The sequence below is a fragment of the Edaphosphingomonas haloaromaticamans genome, from assembly GCF_001853345.1.
GTDB classification, from domain to species: domain Bacteria; phylum Pseudomonadota; class Alphaproteobacteria; order Sphingomonadales; family Sphingomonadaceae; genus Sphingomonas_E; species Sphingomonas_E fennica.
This window is the reverse complement of sequence record NZ_MIPT01000001.1, coordinates 170,437-186,535: the sequence shown is the minus strand read 5'-3', so window position 1 is coordinate 186,535 and position 16,099 is coordinate 170,437. Positions and strand designations below refer to the sequence as shown.

The following is a 16,099-nucleotide window of genomic DNA, read 5'->3' as shown; positions in this document are numbered from 1 at the left end:
CGATCTCTTGCGGGAGGGGCGGGCCATCGCGATCAGGCGACGGCAAGGGCGGGCACGGCTTCCCGCTCCGCCTCTTCGAACAGCGCGGCGCGCGCATCCTCCCACAAAGCGGGCGATGCGGTCGCCAGCAGCCCCGCCTTGCCGTCGTCGATGCGATAGTCGCCGCCGTCCCAGCGGGCGACGCGGCCGCCCGCTTCCATGAGCAGCAGCGCTCCGGCGGCATGATCCCACGGCAAGGTCCGCTGGAACATCGCCACGTCGTTCTGCATCAGGCAGAGCCGGGGATAATGTTCGGCGGCGCAGCGCGGGATCGGCACGCGATCGAACATCCCGTCCGCCCGCCGGTGGAAATCATCGCGCAGCTCGGGCGCCATGAACTGGGTCGCCAGCGCAGCGATCGGGCGGCGGCGGCGTGCCGGCCAGGTGCGAAGCGGGCGGCCGCCGATGAAGGCGCCGCCGCCCCGGATCGCATGGCACATCCGGTCCGCCACCGGATCGTAGAGCCAGCCGGCCTCGACCACGCCGTCCACGGCCAGCGCGATGATCATGCCGAAGGGCTGGCGCCCGGCGGCGAAATTGGCGGTGCCGTCCAGCGGGTCGACCAGCCACGCCGCGCCCCGGCCGAGATCGCGGAGCAGTGCGGGATCGGCGGCGCAGGCTTCCTCGCCCACGATCCGCACCCCGCCGTCCAGCGCGGCAAGCCCGGCGGCAAGCCGCTCCTCCGCCTCGCGATCGGCGACGGTCACGATCTCGCCCGGCGATTTCTCGGCGATCTCACCGGATGCGAGATTGCGGAATCGCGGCAGGATCACGGCTCCGGCGACGGAGCGCATCAGGCCCGAAACGGCGGAATCCAGCTGTCGATAGTCACGCATGGATTTCGATCCCCTTGTCGCGGAACGTGTCGCGCGGATGGTGTGATGCGGGGGCGGAACGGCATCGGACGCTCCGCCGCGATGCCCGGTCAGGCGGCGTGCGGAACCGCCTGCCGCGGCGCCGGCATGCGCGCTTCCAGCATGGCGATGCGCGCCAGATCCTCGCGGGCGATCGCATCGTAATAATCATGCTTGTTCTTCAGCCAGCCGAGCTCGAACGCCACCGCCTGCATGATGCCCTCGGCGATCGCCGCATCCTCGATCGCGGCGCCGTCGAACACGATCTTGCGCGTCTCGAACCGGTCCAGCCGCACCCGCCGGATCTCGCGCAGCGCAGGGATCGCCTCCACCGCCACCGATCCGCCGACGACCAGCTCCAGATCATTGTCGCGGCAGGCATGGGCTGCCTCGATCACCGCGGCGGTGATCGACGGATCGTTGATCGCGCCGCGCGGCAGGCCCCGCGAAAGCGCGAAATCGACGCGGCCGAACACCATGCCGTCCACGCCGCTACGCGCCACCGGCAGGATCGCCGGCAGGTTGCGCAGGGTCGTCTCGGTCTCCAGGTTGAACAGGAAACTGGTCCGCTGTTCCTGGGCCCCGTGCGTCTTGTTCTTGGCGTCGACGAACTTGGAAAGCGCGTAAGGCGTCTCGACCATCGGCGCGATCACATAGTCGACACCATAGATCTTCGAAGCAAGAAGATCGGAAACCGCCTCGCAGCCGCCGATCTTCAGCGCCACCTTCACGCCGGCGCGCTGGGCGATCTCCAGCAGGCGATGAAACTCGTCCGGGCGGGTGCCCTCGGCCTCGAATTCGGCCTTCACGGCAACCACGCCATGATGGTCCCGCCCGCGTTTCAGATTGTCCAGAAGCTCAAGCTCAGACCGGTTCATACGCCCCTCACTCATAGGTCTCGGGCGCCGCGACGAAGGCTTCGTCCGCAGCGATCGGGACGGCGGCAAGCCGCTCCATGCCCGACATCCGCTTGACGGAGCCGATGCGGGGCGGCCCGGCCTGCCCGGCCCCTCACAGCGATGAAACGTGCGATTTTGCAGTTGAAGCGAATTTACTGCTTTATTCAGCCAATGCTTGCATCTGCCCAATATTTAAGCAGGCGGGTTCGGGCCTTTTCATGGAAAGTCGGGACGGATATTCATATCGCATGCCCCCCTTCCCCTCACCGCGCCGCAAACAACATATCGCCGCCCTAGCAATATTTTGCATTACTTCGCCGGGAATGGCGGCGGTGGCGCGCGGCAATCCCGCCAGCCCCGATTCGGCGACGCTGCCGATCGGGGGCGATGCGCGGTTCCGCGAACGGATGCTCGGCTGGCAACCCTCGCCCCCGCCGGCCGGCGGTGTGGAGGATCGCGCGACGGCGGCGGTGGTTATGCCGGTCGAACATTCGCGGCTCACCTCGCGCTTCGGCCCGCGCCTCGATCCGCTGCGCGGCACGGCGGCGGCGCATGCCGGCGTCGACATGGCGACCGCCGCGGGCTCCCCGGTCCGCGCCACCGCTGACGGCCGCGTCGATCGCGCGATCCGGGCCGGCGGCTACGGCAATCTGGTGGTGATCGATCATGGCGGCGGCGTGCAATCCCGCTACGCCCACCTCTCGCGCCTGCTGGTAAGGCCGGACGAGGCGGTGCGGCGCGGCCAGATCATCGCGCTCGCGGGATCGACCGGCCGTTCGACCGGCAGCCATCTCCATTATGAGGTGCGGATAAACGGCCGCCCGGTCGATCCGATGCGCGATCCGGGGCCGCATGGCCCCGGCGCCTTCGCCCCGGCGGCATCGGAACCGCCGCACCTGTCCGCCTTCGCCCGCGCCCAGGCCGGCGCGGCGGCCAGATAGGCGGGCGGGCCTTCAGGCCGCTTCGGCGGCGATCCGGCGCAGCGCCTGCTCGAACGCCTCGGGCGGCTGCCCGCCCGATATCAGGTAGCGATCGTCGATGATCACCGCCGGCACCGCGCTGATGCCGCGCGATCGCCAGAGCTGCTCGGCCTGGCGCACCTCCTCGGCATAGCGGCCGGTGGCGAGCACCTCGCGCGCCGACGCGCCGTCGAGCCCGGCCTTCTCCGCCGCCGCGACCAGCACGTCATGGTCGGACGGGTCCTTGCCGTCGGTGAAATAGGCCTCGAACAAGGCATGCTTCAGCGCCGCCTGCCGGCCTTCCGCCTCCGCCCAGTGGAGCAGGCGGTGGGCGTCGAACGTGTTGTAGATGCGGCTGCGCCCGCCCGCCATGGTGAAGCCCAGCTCCGCCGCCCGCGCGCGGATCGCCTCGCGATTGGCCTCGAGCTGCTCGATCGAGGAGCCATATTTGCGCGCGAGGTGATCGGCGATGTCCTCGCCCTCGGGCACCATGTCGGGGTTGAGCTCGAACGGCTGGAAGGTGATGCGCGGGTCCACCACATCGTCCGCCCGCCTGAGCGCCTCCTCCAACCCGCGCAGGCCGATCACGCACCAGGGGCAGGAAACGTCGGAGACAAAATCGATCTTCATCGGCCGGGCCATTGCAATTCCTTTCGATCCGCTGCCCCCGATATGAGGCGTCCGGGGCCGATTGCCAGCCCGCCTTTTCCTTTGGGGGGCCTATCCCTTGCAGCGCCCATAGCCCGGCCCGCGCACCACCCGGCCGGGCGTGGCGCCGCTATGCTCGCCATCCTTGAGCACCTGCACGCCGTTCACGAACACGTCGCGCATGCCCGTGGCGTAGACCTGTGGATCGGCGAAGGTCGCATGGTCGGCGATCCGGGCGGGATCGAACACCACGACATCGGCGAAATATCCGGGCTTCAGCATGCCGCGATCGGCGATCTTCAGGTTGCCGGCCGGCAGCGCGGTGAGCCTGCGGATCGCATCCGCCAGCGGCACCCGCCCCTCGTCGCGCACATATCTGCCGAGCAGGCGGGGGAAATTGCCGTAGGCGCGCGGATGCGTGCCCGATTTCAGGAATACGCTCTCGGGCGCCTGCGACGAGGCATCCGATCCGAAGCTCATCCACGGCAGCGCCACCTGCTTCGCGACATTGGCCTCGTCCATCAGGAAATAGACGGTGCCGACCCGGCTGCCATCCTCGATCACCAGATCCATCGCGGTTTCCGCCGGGCTCCTGCCGCGCATCTTCGCCACTTCGGCCAGCGTCTTGCCGGTCAAGGGCTTCAGCGCCTCGTTCCTGAAGCCGACGAGCAGCATGCCCTCCGGCCCGGCGCCGACGAAGAAATTCTCCCAGCCCTTGCCCGGCGCCGCCATCTCGGCCGCGACGCGGGCGCGGATCGCGGGGTCCTTCAGCCGCTCGATCCACGCCTCCAGCCCGCCCGCCTGCACCCAGGTCGGCATCGCCGCGTCGAGGCCGGTGGCGCCGGCGGGATAGGTATACATGTCGGCGGTGATCCGGAGCCCTTCGGCCCGCGCCGCCTCGATCCTGGCGATCGCGGCGTCATATTTATCCCAATTGTCGCGGCCAGCCATCTTGAGGTGGTAGATTTCGGCCGCCGCGCCCGATCGCCGCGCGATCTCGATGAGCTCGTCGATCGCCTCGATCAGCCGGTCTCCTTCCGATCGCATGTGGGAGATGTACATGCCGCCGCATTGCGCCGCGGCCGTGGTTATCGCGATCAGCTCGGGCGTCTCGGCATAGGTGCCCGGCGCGTAGATCAGCGAGCTGCCGACGCCCATCGCTCCTTCGTCCATGGCCTACCGCACCAGCGCCTTCATCCGATCGAGCTGTTCGGGCGTCGGATCGACGTCGCCCTCACCCAGTTCGTGCACGCGCACCGTCTCCGCGCCGACGAAGCTCGCCACATTGGTGGAAACGCCCTTCTTCTCGAGCATGTCGAGATATTCGCCGAGCGTGGTCCAGCCGATCGGGTACCGGATGTCGCCCTGCCGCTTGAGCGCATCGGCCTTCATCGCCGGGCTGAGCGGCCCCATCGAGCTGCCCTCGCCCATCACCTCCAGCGTCACGCCCTGGCGGATGTCGCTCTGGCTGCGGCCGTCGGCGATCAGCGATTCCGTCGCCCAGCTCAGCATGTTGATGAAGCCCGGCGCCACCGCCATCCCGCGCGCGTCGATCTCCCGCCGGCCGCGTCCCTCCACCCGGCCCACGGCCGCCAGCCTGTCGCCCCTGATGGCGACATCGCCCACCTGGCCCGCGGCGCCGCTGCCATCGTAGAGCGTGCCGTTGCGGATCACGACGTCATAGGTTTCCGCCCCGGCCGCCGGCTGGAGCCCGATGACGGCGAGGGTGGCGGCGACGAACGGCAGCAGGCGGTTCATGCGCATCGATCGGGCGGCCTTTCTTCCTGTTTCCATCGGCATAAGCCGGCCTCGCCCCGGCGTCATCCACCGATGGGCGGGAGGATGTTTTTTCCTTCGGACGGCGGAACCATTCCATCGGCGATGAGTTTGTGCCGCGCAATCCGATCCAAAACGGACTCGACGGGACGCCAGAAATAGCCGGAACCGGCAAGAATATAACTGGTTGATTCGAAAGCTACCGTATCATAGCTTTATTGATCGAAGGGGCCGAGTCCCTATCGTCGACGCATAGGGCAATATAGGTCCACCGATCACGCAACAGGGAGTGCGTGCCATGCGGGACGGCGTCTTTTCCTGCACGGGTTCCTATTTGAACATCCGCAACGGATATTTCCGCACGGCACTTCTTTGTGGCGCAGCGACTTCGGCATTATTGATGGCGCCACCTCCGGCGACGGCCCAGTCGGCCGATCCCATCATCAACAGTTGGGTGGGCGGCACCAGCGGCGACATCACCGTGCGCGAGAATTGGCAGAACGGGAACAACTATCCCGACGCTTTCGACGGACGCGTCGTCATCAATACAACCCCCGCCAACAGCGCGACCTGGACCATCAAGGAGGAATCCTGGGTGGAGAATCCTGCCTGGCCCAATTGGAACAGCAGCAATTATTGGGAGGTGGGGTCGCTTGAGATCGGTTCGGGGCTGGGCGGCAACGGCACGCTCACCGTCCGCATGGATGAGAACAGCGCTGACGAATATTATTCGGAAGCATCGATATCGAGCCCCAATGCCCTGCAAGTCGGGATCAATCAGGGTGTCGGCACGCTCAATCTCGATCTGCGGCCCGCCGGAACCGCAGCTGAGGGCATAGCGCTGCATGCTGGCGGCTGGTCCGGCACGGCGGGCCTGATCGTCGGCGACAATTTCGGCACGGGTACCGTCAACATATTGGGTCGCGGCAAGAAGGTTGAAAGCCAGAGCGACTATGGGAATGAGGCGGGATCGCTCCGCATTTACAGCGCCGTCAACTATGTGGGCCGCAACGACGGGACAGGCACGATCACGATCGATGATGCCGGCTTCGCGACCGAGAACCATGGCGACGGCGCGGCGGCCGGCCTGCAGGTGGGGACGCTTCGCGGAACCGGCACGATCAATGTGCTCAACGGCGGCAAGCTCGCCGCCAGTATGGGATCGTCCTCGACGGGCGGCGCGACGATCATCGGTGCCAGCGGCGGCACGGGCACCATCGAGATTTCCGGTTTCAACACCGATACCAACCATGCCAGCACCGGCACGTTCAAGAACGGCATGAGCGTTGGCGTGCTCGCGGGCGGCAGGGGCACGTTCAACGTTCTCGCCGGCGGCAAGGCACTCAACTATCAAGACGATTATGCGCTTTGCTCCACAGGCACCTGCGCCGATCCCGACCCCATCCGGTTGGGCGTCGCCGGCGGCACCGGCGATGCCACCGTTTCCGGTGCCGGATCCATCTGGAACGTAGCCGGAGGCATCCGGGAGCATGACGATGATCCGCCGATCCTGGAAAGCCACGGCATTGGCCAGTTACATGTCGGCGTATCCGGTACGGGATCACTGACGATCGCGGACGGCGGCACCGTCCGGATCGGTTCCGGGACGATCGCGCGGGTCCAGCCACCCGATGGCGGCCATAATTATTTCCACTTGTCCGACGACTTCGTATCGGTCGGCACGCTTACCCTCGGCGTGGAAGCCGGCGGCAACGGCACGCTGAATATCGGCGCGGCCGCCGGCAGCGCGGCCACGGCGCCGGGCACATTGCAGGCGGGCAAGGTGCAGTTCGGCGCCGGCACCGGCACCGTGGCGCTGAACCACAGCGACACCACGGGCAATTATGCGTTCGAGACTCCGCTGGTGGGCAACGGCACGCTGGCCAGCTATGCCGGCACCACGGTGCTGCGGGTGCGGACGGCCAATCCCGATGCGCCGGCAGGCACGCCCAACGACAATAGCGGCTTCACCGGCACCACCGAGGTGCATGGCGGCCAGCTGAACCTGAATTACAACCTGGCGCTCGGCACCAGCGCCGTGCATGCGATCGGCACGGGCGGCGCGCTCGCTTATGCGAACGGCATCACCGTCGCCAATGCCGCTTCGATCGACAGCGGCGCAACGCTGAACATCATCTCCGACGGCACGGCCACCCAATCGGGCGCGGTTAGCGGCGCCGGCACGCTGGCGAAGAGCGGGACGGGCCGGCTGAACCTGACCGCAAACAGCGATGCCTTCACCGGCGATACCCATGTCGCGGCCGGCACGCTGGCGCTGACCGGCGCGGGCAGCCTGGCGGGAAGCCGGGTCGTCGCGGACGGGATCTTCGATGTCTCGGCCGTTGCCAACCGATCGATCCGGTCGCTCGCGGGCAGCGGCACCGTCGCGCTCGCCAACCAGACGCTGACGCTCTCCAACGCCGCCGACACCTATGCCGGCGTCTTCACCGGCAGCGGCACGCTTGCCGTCACGGCCGGATCGGAAACGCTGACGGGCAACAGCTCCGCCTTCACCGGCTCCACGACGGTCAATGGCGGCAGCCTGTGGGTGAACGGCACGCTGGGCAGCAACGCCACCGTTATATCGACCGTCGCCAGCGGCGCCCAACTGGGCGGCATGGGCAGGCTGGGCAGCAGCGTCACCGTCAGCGGCACGCTGACGCCGGGCGCGGATGCGAATTCGGTCGGCACGCTCGCCATCGGCGGCAATCTCAACCTCACGCAGAGCGCGATCCTCGATTTCCAGTTCGGCACCCCGAACGTGCCCGTGGGCGGACTGAACGACCTGATCAATGTCGACGGCAATCTTGTGCTCGACGGCACGATCAACGTCGCGCTCAGCCCCAACGGCACTTTCGGCCCCGGTATCTATCGCATCATCAATTATGCCGGCACCCTGAGCGACAACGGGCTCGTCGTCGGCGATCTGCCGCGCACGCCGGACGTGACCGTGCAGACATCGATCGACAAGCAGGTGAATCTCGTCTTCCCCTTCCCCAACCTGGATTTCTGGGATGGCGGCGGCACGGCGGGCGACGGCCAGATCACGGGTGGCAGCGGCACCTGGCAGGCGGGGGCGGGCAACACCAACTGGACGGACGTGTCGGGCACGCCGGTGGCCCATTATCTGGACGGCGGCTTTGCGATATTCGGCGGCACCGCCGGCACCGTGACGATCGACAACGGCCCGGGCGCCGTAACCGCATCCGGCATGCAATTCGCGGCCAGCGGCTATGTGATCACGGGCGATACGCTGACCCTTGTGGGTCCGCAGGCCACCATCCGCGTCGGCGACGGGACGAGCGGTTCCGCCGCGACGACCGCCACGATCGCATCGCAGGTCACCGGCGCTTCGCAACTGGTGAAGGATGATGGCGGCACGCTGATCCTGACCGGCGCGAACAGCTATGCGGGCGGCACCCGCATCAATGCGGGCGCGTTGCAGATCGCCAGTGACGGCAATCTGGGCGCGGCAGGCACCGCCGTCACCTTCGCGGAAGGCGGCACGCTGCGCACCACAAGCAGTTTCGCCACCGCGCGCGGGCTGACGATGGAGGGCACCGGCACGCTGCTGACCGATCCCGGCACGACGCTGACGCTGAGCGGGACCATCGCGGGCGCGGGCGGCGTGGCGAAGCAGGGCGCGGGCACGCTGGTGCTGGCCGGCACCAACAGCTATGCCGGCGGCACGCGGTTCGGCGCGGGCCTTACCCAGATATCCGCCGATGCCAATCTGGGCGCCGCCACCGGGGCGATGACCTTCAGCGGCGGCACCTTGCAGACGACGACGAGCTTCACGTCCAACCGCACGTCGACGCTGGAGACCACTGGTACGATCATCACCGATCCCGACACCACCTTCACGCTGGGCGGCGCCATTTCGGGCGCGGGCACCCTGATCAAGCAGGGCACCGGCACGCTGCAACTGGCGGGCAACAGCAGCTATACCGGCGGCACCCGCCTGCAGGCCGGCACGATCGCCATCGCCAACACCGTGGCGCTGGGCGCCGGCACCAGCGTGCTCACCTTCGAGGGCGGCACCCTGCAGACGCTCACCAGCTTCGGCACCGGCCGGAACATGGTGTTCCAGTCGAACGGCCTGTTCCTGGTCGATCCCAATACCGTCTTCACCATGAGCGGGGTCGCTTCCGGCCCGGGCGCGCTGGTGAAGCAGGGCGCCGGCACGATGGCGCTGACCGGCGCCAACACCTATGGCGGCGGCACGCGGATCGAAGCCGGCACGCTGCAGGTATCGAGCGACGCCAATCTGGGCGATGCGGCGGGCGCCATCACGCTGGCCGGCGGCACGCTGCAGAACACGGCCAGCTTCACCTCCGCCCGCAATCTGGCGGTGGAGACGAGCGGCACGCTGCTGACCGATCCCGGCACGGTGCTGACGCTGAGCGGCGTGGTATCGGGCGCGGGCGCGCTCACCACCGCCGGCACCGGCGATCTGGTGCTGACCGGCAACAGCGCGGGCTTTGCCGGCACCACCAACGTGGCCGCCGGCGCGATGTGGGTGAACGGCAGCCTCGGCGGCGACATCACCGTTGCCAGCGGCGCACGGCTGGGCGGCGAAGGCCGAGCGGGCGGCAACGTAACCGTCGCCGACGGCGGCACGCTGACACCCGGGGCGGCCGCGGCTTCCGTTGGCACGCTGGGCATCGGCGGCAATCTTTCGCTCGCATCCGGCGCGGCGCTCGACTTCCAGTTCGGGCGCGCGGACTCCCCCGGCGGCCCCGAAAACGACCTGATCGAGGTCAACGGCGATCTCGTCCTCGACGGCCGGATCAACGTTTCCGTCGCCCCCGGCGGGACGTTCGATCCCGGCCTCTATCGCATCATCGATTATGGCGGCACGCTCAACGACAACGGCCTCGACATCGGCACCGCACCTTCCGCCACCGGCCTTTCGGTGCAGACGTCGATCCCCAATCAGGTGAACCTGATCTATGCCGGCGATCTCGTCCTCAATTACTGGGACGGCAACGGCCCGCATGGCGACGGCACGATCAACGGCGGCACCGGCACCTGGCAGGCATCGGGCGGCAACACCAACTGGACCGACGCCAACGGCACCGACATCGCGCCCTTCGCGGATGCGGCCTTCGCCATCTTCATGGGACAGGGCGGCACGGTGACGGTGGACAACGGCCCTGGCGCCGTCACCACATCGGGCATGCAGTTCGCGGCGGACGGCTATGTCGTCACCGGCGGGACCCTGACGCTAACCGGCACGCAGGCTGTGGTCCGCGTGGGCGAAGGCACCACGCGCGCGACGGGCTTCACCGCCGTGATCGATGCGCCGATCACCGGATCGTCCGAACTGGTGAAGGCCGATGGCGGCACGCTGATCCTGGCCGGCGCCAACAGCTATACGGGCGGCACCCGCATCCGCGCCGGCACGCTGCAGGTGGTGAATGACGGCAATCTGGGCGCGGCATCCGGCGCGATCACCTTCGAAGCGGGCACGCTGGGCACCGGCGGTTCCTTCGGCAGCGGCCGCGCGGTCAACCTTGTCGGCACCGGCACCGTCGACACCGCCGGCAGCACCACCCTTACGCTCAACGGCGCGGTTTCGGGTGCCGGCGGGCTGGTGAAGGCCGGCGGCGGCACCCTCGTCCTCACCGGCGCCAACAGCTATGCCGGCGGCACCCGCTTCACCGGCGGCGTCACCCAGGTCGCCAGCGACGCCAATCTCGGCGCGGCGGCGGGCGGCCTCACCTTCAGCGGCGGCACGTTGCAGACGATGGGGAGCTTCACCGCCAGTCGCGCGGCAACGTTCGATACCGCCGGCACGATTATCACCGATCCCGGCACGAGCCTGACGCTCGGCGGCGGCGTTTCCGGCGCGGGCGCGATCACCAAGGCAGGGGCCGGCACGCTCGCCTTCACCGGCAACGGCGCGGTGCATGGCGGCGGCGTCAACGTCACGGCGGGCACGCTGCTGGTGAACAGCACGCTCGGCGGCAATGCGGCCGCCAACTCCACCGTCGCCAGCGGCGCGGTGCTGGGCGGCAACGGCACGCTCGGCGGCAATCTCTCGGTCGCGGACGGCGGCACGCTGCGGCCGGGCGCGGATGCCGGGTCCGCCGGCACGCTCGCCGTAACCGGCAACCTCACCCTGGCCGGCGGATCGCGGCTCGATTATAATCTCGGCCAGCCGGGCACGGTGGGCGGCGCGTTCAACGATCTCATCAACGTCGCCGGCAACCTCACGCTCGACGGCACGATCGACGTCACCGCCACCGGCAATTTCGGCCCCGGCATCTACCGGCTGATCAACTATCAGGGCATGCTGACGGACAACGGCCTCGATCTCGGCACCGTCCCGCCGGCCGACCTGACGGTGCAGACATCGGTCGCCAATCAGGTGAACCTGATCTACGCCGCGGGGCCGCTCAGCTTCGATTATTGGGACGGCACCGGCCCCAAGAATAACGGCGTGGTCGATGGCGGCAGCGGCTTGTGGCAGACATCCCGCGGCAACGACAACTGGACCGGATCGGACGGCGCCGTCAACGCGGCCTATGGCGACGACAGCTTCGCCATCTTCGCCGGCACGGGCGGCACCGTCACGGTCGATCGCAGCCAGGGCAACGTCACCGCCGCCGGCATGCAGTTCGCGGCGGACGGCTATATGATCGACGGCGCGCCGCTGATCCTGGTCGGCCCGCAATCGACGATCCGTGTGGGCGACGGCACCGCCGCCGGCGCCGGATTCACCGCCACCATCGCCGCCGAGCTTACCGGCAACACGCAATTGGTGAAGACGGACGGCGGCACGCTCGTCCTCTCCGGCGCCAATACCTATACCGGCGGCACCCTGCTGCAGGGCGGCACGGTTCGCATCTCCAACGCCAGCAATCTCGGCGCGTCGTCCGGCGCGCTGAGCTTCGACGGCGGCACGCTGCAGACGACGGCAAGCTTCACCTCCGTCCGCGCGGTGAACGTGCTGAGCGCGGGCACCTACCTTACCGACGCCGATACCACGCTGACCGTCAACGGCCCGATCAGCGGGGCGGGCACGCTCACCAAGGCGGGCGCCGGCACCCTTCTGGTGGCGACGGGCGGCACCTTCTCCGGCCAGACGCGGGTCACGGCCGGCACGCTCGACGTGATCGGCGATCTCGGCAGCTCGGCGATGCTCGTCCAGAATGGCGGCACGCTTTCCGGCCGCGGCCGGGTGGGTGCCACGACGGTGGAAAGCGGCGGCATCATCACCCCTTCGGGCGCCACCGGCACGCTCACCGTCAACGGTGCCTACAACCAGGCATCGGGCGGCATCTATCGCGCCGCGCTGGACCCGCTGTCGAATACGTCGGACGTGATCGCCGTCACCGGTGCGGCGACGCTCGCCTCGGGCGCCAAGCTGGACGTGGTGAAGAGCCAGGAGGGCGCCTATCAGGTCGGCACGCGCTACACTGTCCTCACCGCCACCGGCGGGCTTTCCGGCACGTTCGACGTGTCGGGCGATACGGCGCTGTCCGCCTTCCTGGGGCTGGCGGACGAATATGACGCCAACAACGCCTATCTGACGGTGGAACAGACCCGCGCGCTCAACGAGGCGGCCTGCGGATCGCGCAATCAGCTCGCCGTGGCCGGCGGGGCCGATTCGCGGCCGAACAACAGCCCGCTGAAGGGCGCGCTGCTGATGTCGCCGGACGATGCCAGCGCCTGCAAAGCCTTTGGCCAGCTGACGGGCGAGATCCACGCCTCGGTCCGCACCGGGATGCTGGACGACAGCCGCTTCCTGCGCGAGGCGGTGGGCAAGCGGCTGGCGACGGCCGGGCTGGGCGACGATCCCAACGCCGTCGGCAAGGGCCTGTGGCTCCAGGTCTTCGGTTCGTGGGGCCACCATTCGGGCGACGGCACCGCATCGCGGCTGAAGCGGGATATCAAGGGCGTGTTCCTGGGGGCCGACATGGACCTCGGCTCCAGCTGGCGGGCCGGCATCGTCGGCGGCTACAGCCACGCCAAATATCGCGTGAACGATTATGTATCGGGCACCAAGGACAAGGCCTACCATGTCGGCGCCTATGCCGGCGGCGATTACGGCCAGTTCCAGCTTCAGGCCGGCGCGGCCTATAGCTGGCACAATCTGAAGGCCAACCGCTCGGTCACCTTCGACGGCTTCTCGGATGCGCTGTCCGCCGATTATGACGGATCGACCGTGCAGGTGTTCGGCGAGGCATCCTACAGCCTGATCTATGGCGGCATCACGCTGAAGCCCTTCCTCAACGCCGCTTATGTCCACCTCCATACCGACAGCTTCGCCGAACGCGGCGGGGAGGCGGCGCTGCGTGTCAACAAGGACAATATGGACACGGTGTTCACCACGCTGGGCGGCCGCGCCACATACGATATCGCGGTGGGCGACGGGGACAGCGTGCAACTGAACGGCATGCTGGGCTGGCGCCACGCCTTCTGGGATGCGCGGCCTTATTCGGACGCGTCCTTCCTGGCGGGCAGCACGCCCTTCTCGATCCAGGGCGTGCCGGTCGCGCGCGATGCCGCCGCGATCGAGGCCGGCGCCCATTACAACATCACCCCCGAATTCGGGATCGGCGCCACCTATTCGGGCCAGATCGGCGGGGATTATTCGGATCATGGCGGGAAGATCTATGTCAACTGGCGCTTCTGAGGCCCTAGCCCGGCCCGATACCCCCTCGGCCGGGCCGCGCGGCGCCCCCGTCCATATCGAAACCAACGGCTATGTGTTGCGCAGCCTTTCACCGGCGGACGTGACGCCCCGTTTCGCCGCCTGGCTGAACGATGCGCCGCTGCGCGACGGGCTCAACCTGCCGCCGCTCGATTTCTCGCTGGAACGGCTGCGCGCCTTCGTCGCCAGCTTCAACGACCTCCACCATTATTTCGTGGGGATATTCGATCGGGACCAGGGCGCGCTGGCGGGTTTCTACACGCTCGACGTCGACCTGAACCATAAGGTGGGCAACATCACCACCGGCCTCGACCCGGCTTTTGCCGATCGCCCGGTGCAGGCGGCGACGATCGATGCCTTCCTGGACCATATGTTCGCGTTCCGCGATGTCGACAAGATCGTGGCCCGCGTGCTCGCCGGCAATCGGGCGATGGTGGAGAAGCTCGACGCCAGCCCGCGTTTTCATTTCGAGGCGCGGCTGCGGCAGGAATGCCTGACGGCCAGCGGCGAACGGCTGGACCTGGTGCTGTTCGCCGCCTTCCGCACCGAACCGAAGGAAGACGGCACCGCCCTGTGACGCCGACGGCCAACGCCTCCCTGCCGCTGCGCCTCGGCGATTTCCCGGGTCTTGTCGAGGCGCTGGATTATGCTGCGCGCGGCGAAACCGGGGTCAATTTCTTCGATGGGCGCGGCAATCCCGCCGGCAGCATGGGCTATGCCGCGCTGCGCGATGCCGCCCGCGCCGCCGCCGTGCATCTCGGCCAAGCCGGCCTGCGCGCCGGGGATCGCATCGCGCTGGTCGCCGAGACCGGGCCCGCCTTCCTCGCCGTCTTCTACGGCTGCCAATATGCCGGGATCGTCCCCTGCATCCTGCCCCACCGGCTGCAACCCGGCAGCGGCGACGCGCCGGCCATGGAGCTGGCCCGTTTCTTCGCCCGCACCGGCGCCGGGCTGATGCTGGCGCCCGAACGGATGATCGCCATCGTCCAGGCGGCGGTCGGCGCCGGCCGGGCGGCGGCGCTGGAAGCCTTCACGGCGCCGATATCCGCACCGCCGGCGGCCCCCGTTCCCGCCGCCGCGGATCGCCCGGCCTACGTGCAATATTCCTCGGGCTCGACCGCCGATCCGCGCGGCATCCCGATCATGCTGCCGGCGCTGATGGCCAATGTCGCGGCGATCGCATCGGCCGGGCTTCGCCTGCGCAGCGACGATCGCGCTTTCTCATGGCTGCCGCTCTATCACGACATGGGGCTGGTCGGCTTCTCGATCGNCGCCATGGCAGCCCAGCGCAGCGTCGACTATCTCTCGCCCAACGCCTTCGCGCTCCGCCCCGGCCTGTGGCTGCGGCTGATGTCGCAGCAGCGCAGCAGCATCGTCTACGCCCCCTCCTTCGCCTGGCGGCTGGCGGCCGAGCGGGCGGGCGGGGAACAGGGCCTCGATCTTTCCGCCCTGCGCGTCGCCGGCATCGGCGGCGACATGGTGCGCGGGCGCGACATGGCGGCCTTCGCATCCGCCTTCGCGTCCGCCGGCTTCGATCCCGCCGCCTTCCAGCCGAGCTATGGCCTGGCCGAGGCGGTGCTGGCGATCAGCATCGCCCAGGCCGGCAGCCCGCCCCGCGAGGATGCGCCCGACGACGCGCAAGGCGAACGCCGCTTCGTCGGCTGCGGCCGGCCATTGCCCGGCATCGCCGTGCGGATCACCGACGATGCCGGCAACGCCCTGCCCGATGGTGCCACAGGCCGCATCCGCGTGGCCGGCGCCAACATCATGCCCGGCTATGACGGCGCGCCGCCGCTTGCGGAGGGCGCGCTGCTCGAAACCGGCGACCTCGGCTTCCTGCGCGACGGCGAGCTTTTCGTCACCGGCCGCGCCAAGGATCTGATCGCGGTGCGCGGCCGCAACATCTGGGCACAGGACGTGGAATGGGCGGCCGAAACCGTTCCGCCGATCCGCCCCGGCGATACCGCCGCCTTCGGCGTGGACGACGGCGGGGGCGAGACGGTGGTGCTGCTCGTCCAGCGCGCTTCCGCCGATCGCGATGCGCTGCGCGCCCGCATCGGCGAGGCGCTTGCCTCGACCCTCGGCATCACCGCGACGATCGTCTTCGTTCCGCCGCGCGCCCTGCCCTTCACCTCATCGGGCAAGCTCGCCCGCGCCCGCGCCCGCGCGCTCTACCTTACGGGCATCTGGTCCGGCGCCGAAGCCGCGCCGATCCTGTCCGGCACCGCGCCCGCCTGCCTGCCTTAGAGCGGCCCGGGGGGC

Annotated in this window: 9 protein-coding genes; 4 read left to right on the top strand and 5 right to left on the bottom strand. The window is 68.7% G+C overall.

Features of this window, described 5'->3' with window-relative positions:
* Positions 1–32: 32 nt before the first annotated feature.
* Together BHE75_RS00865 and BHE75_RS00860 are read right to left on the bottom strand one after the other, a co-directional pair.
* A complete protein-coding gene (locus BHE75_RS00865; protein ID WP_070931739.1) occupies positions 33–875 on the bottom strand; it encodes an inositol monophosphatase family protein in 843 nt (280 codons plus the stop codon).
* Positions 876–964: 89 nt separating this feature from the next.
* Positions 965–1,771, bottom strand: a complete 807-nt coding sequence (locus tag BHE75_RS00860) for an aldolase/citrate lyase family protein (RefSeq protein ID WP_015458884.1) — start codon at positions 1,769–1,771, stop codon at positions 965–967.
* Positions 1,772–2,124: 353 nt separating this feature from the next.
* Here BHE75_RS00860 and BHE75_RS00855 point away from each other — a divergent pair, with 353 nt between their 5' ends.
* Positions 2,125–2,733 carry a M23 family metallopeptidase gene (locus BHE75_RS00855; protein WP_254684322.1) on the top strand — a complete coding sequence of 203 codons (609 nt, stop codon included), beginning with the start codon at positions 2,125–2,127 and terminating at the stop codon, positions 2,731–2,733.
* 12 nt (positions 2,734–2,745) lie between these two features.
* On the opposite strand, the gene BHE75_RS00850 is transcribed toward BHE75_RS00855, so the two are convergent.
* The 3 genes from BHE75_RS00850 to BHE75_RS24785 all read right to left on the bottom strand — a co-directional run bounded on the left by BHE75_RS00850 (position 2,746) and on the right by BHE75_RS24785 (position 5,157).
* Complete coding sequence (locus BHE75_RS00850; RefSeq protein ID WP_070931735.1) at positions 2,746–3,393, bottom strand: DsbA family oxidoreductase; 648 nt, start codon at positions 3,391–3,393, stop codon at positions 2,746–2,748.
* Positions 3,394–3,471: 78 nt separating this feature from the next.
* Positions 3,472–4,572 (bottom strand): N-acyl-D-amino-acid deacylase family protein, encoded by a 1,101-nt coding sequence (locus BHE75_RS00845; protein ID WP_254684321.1) that lies wholly within the window; start codon positions 4,570–4,572, stop codon positions 3,472–3,474.
* 3 nt (positions 4,573–4,575) lie between these two features.
* Positions 4,576–5,157, bottom strand: a complete 582-nt coding sequence (locus BHE75_RS24785; protein WP_254684320.1) for a hypothetical protein — start codon at positions 5,155–5,157, stop codon at positions 4,576–4,578.
* Between the two features lie 418 nt (positions 5,158–5,575).
* On the opposite strand from BHE75_RS24785, the gene BHE75_RS00840 reads away from it, so the two are divergent.
* From BHE75_RS00840 to BHE75_RS00830, 3 genes are read left to right on the top strand one after another with little or no spacing between them, the layout of a single operon-like run.
* Positions 5,576–13,819 (top strand): autotransporter-associated beta strand repeat-containing protein, encoded by an 8,244-nt coding sequence (locus BHE75_RS00840; protein ID WP_070931734.1) that lies wholly within the window; start codon positions 5,576–5,578, stop codon positions 13,817–13,819.
* Entirely contained in the window at positions 13,800–14,414 is a 615-nt protein-coding gene (locus BHE75_RS00835) for a GNAT family N-acetyltransferase (RefSeq protein ID WP_070931732.1), read from the top strand. The genes BHE75_RS00840 and BHE75_RS00835 overlap by 20 nt, the downstream gene beginning before the upstream one ends.
* Complete coding sequence (locus BHE75_RS00830; protein WP_084652816.1) at positions 14,327–16,084, top strand: AMP-binding protein; 1,758 nt, start codon at positions 14,327–14,329, stop codon at positions 16,082–16,084. Before BHE75_RS00835 ends, BHE75_RS00830 begins: the two co-directional genes overlap by 88 nt.
* Positions 16,085–16,099: the final 15 nt, after the last annotated feature.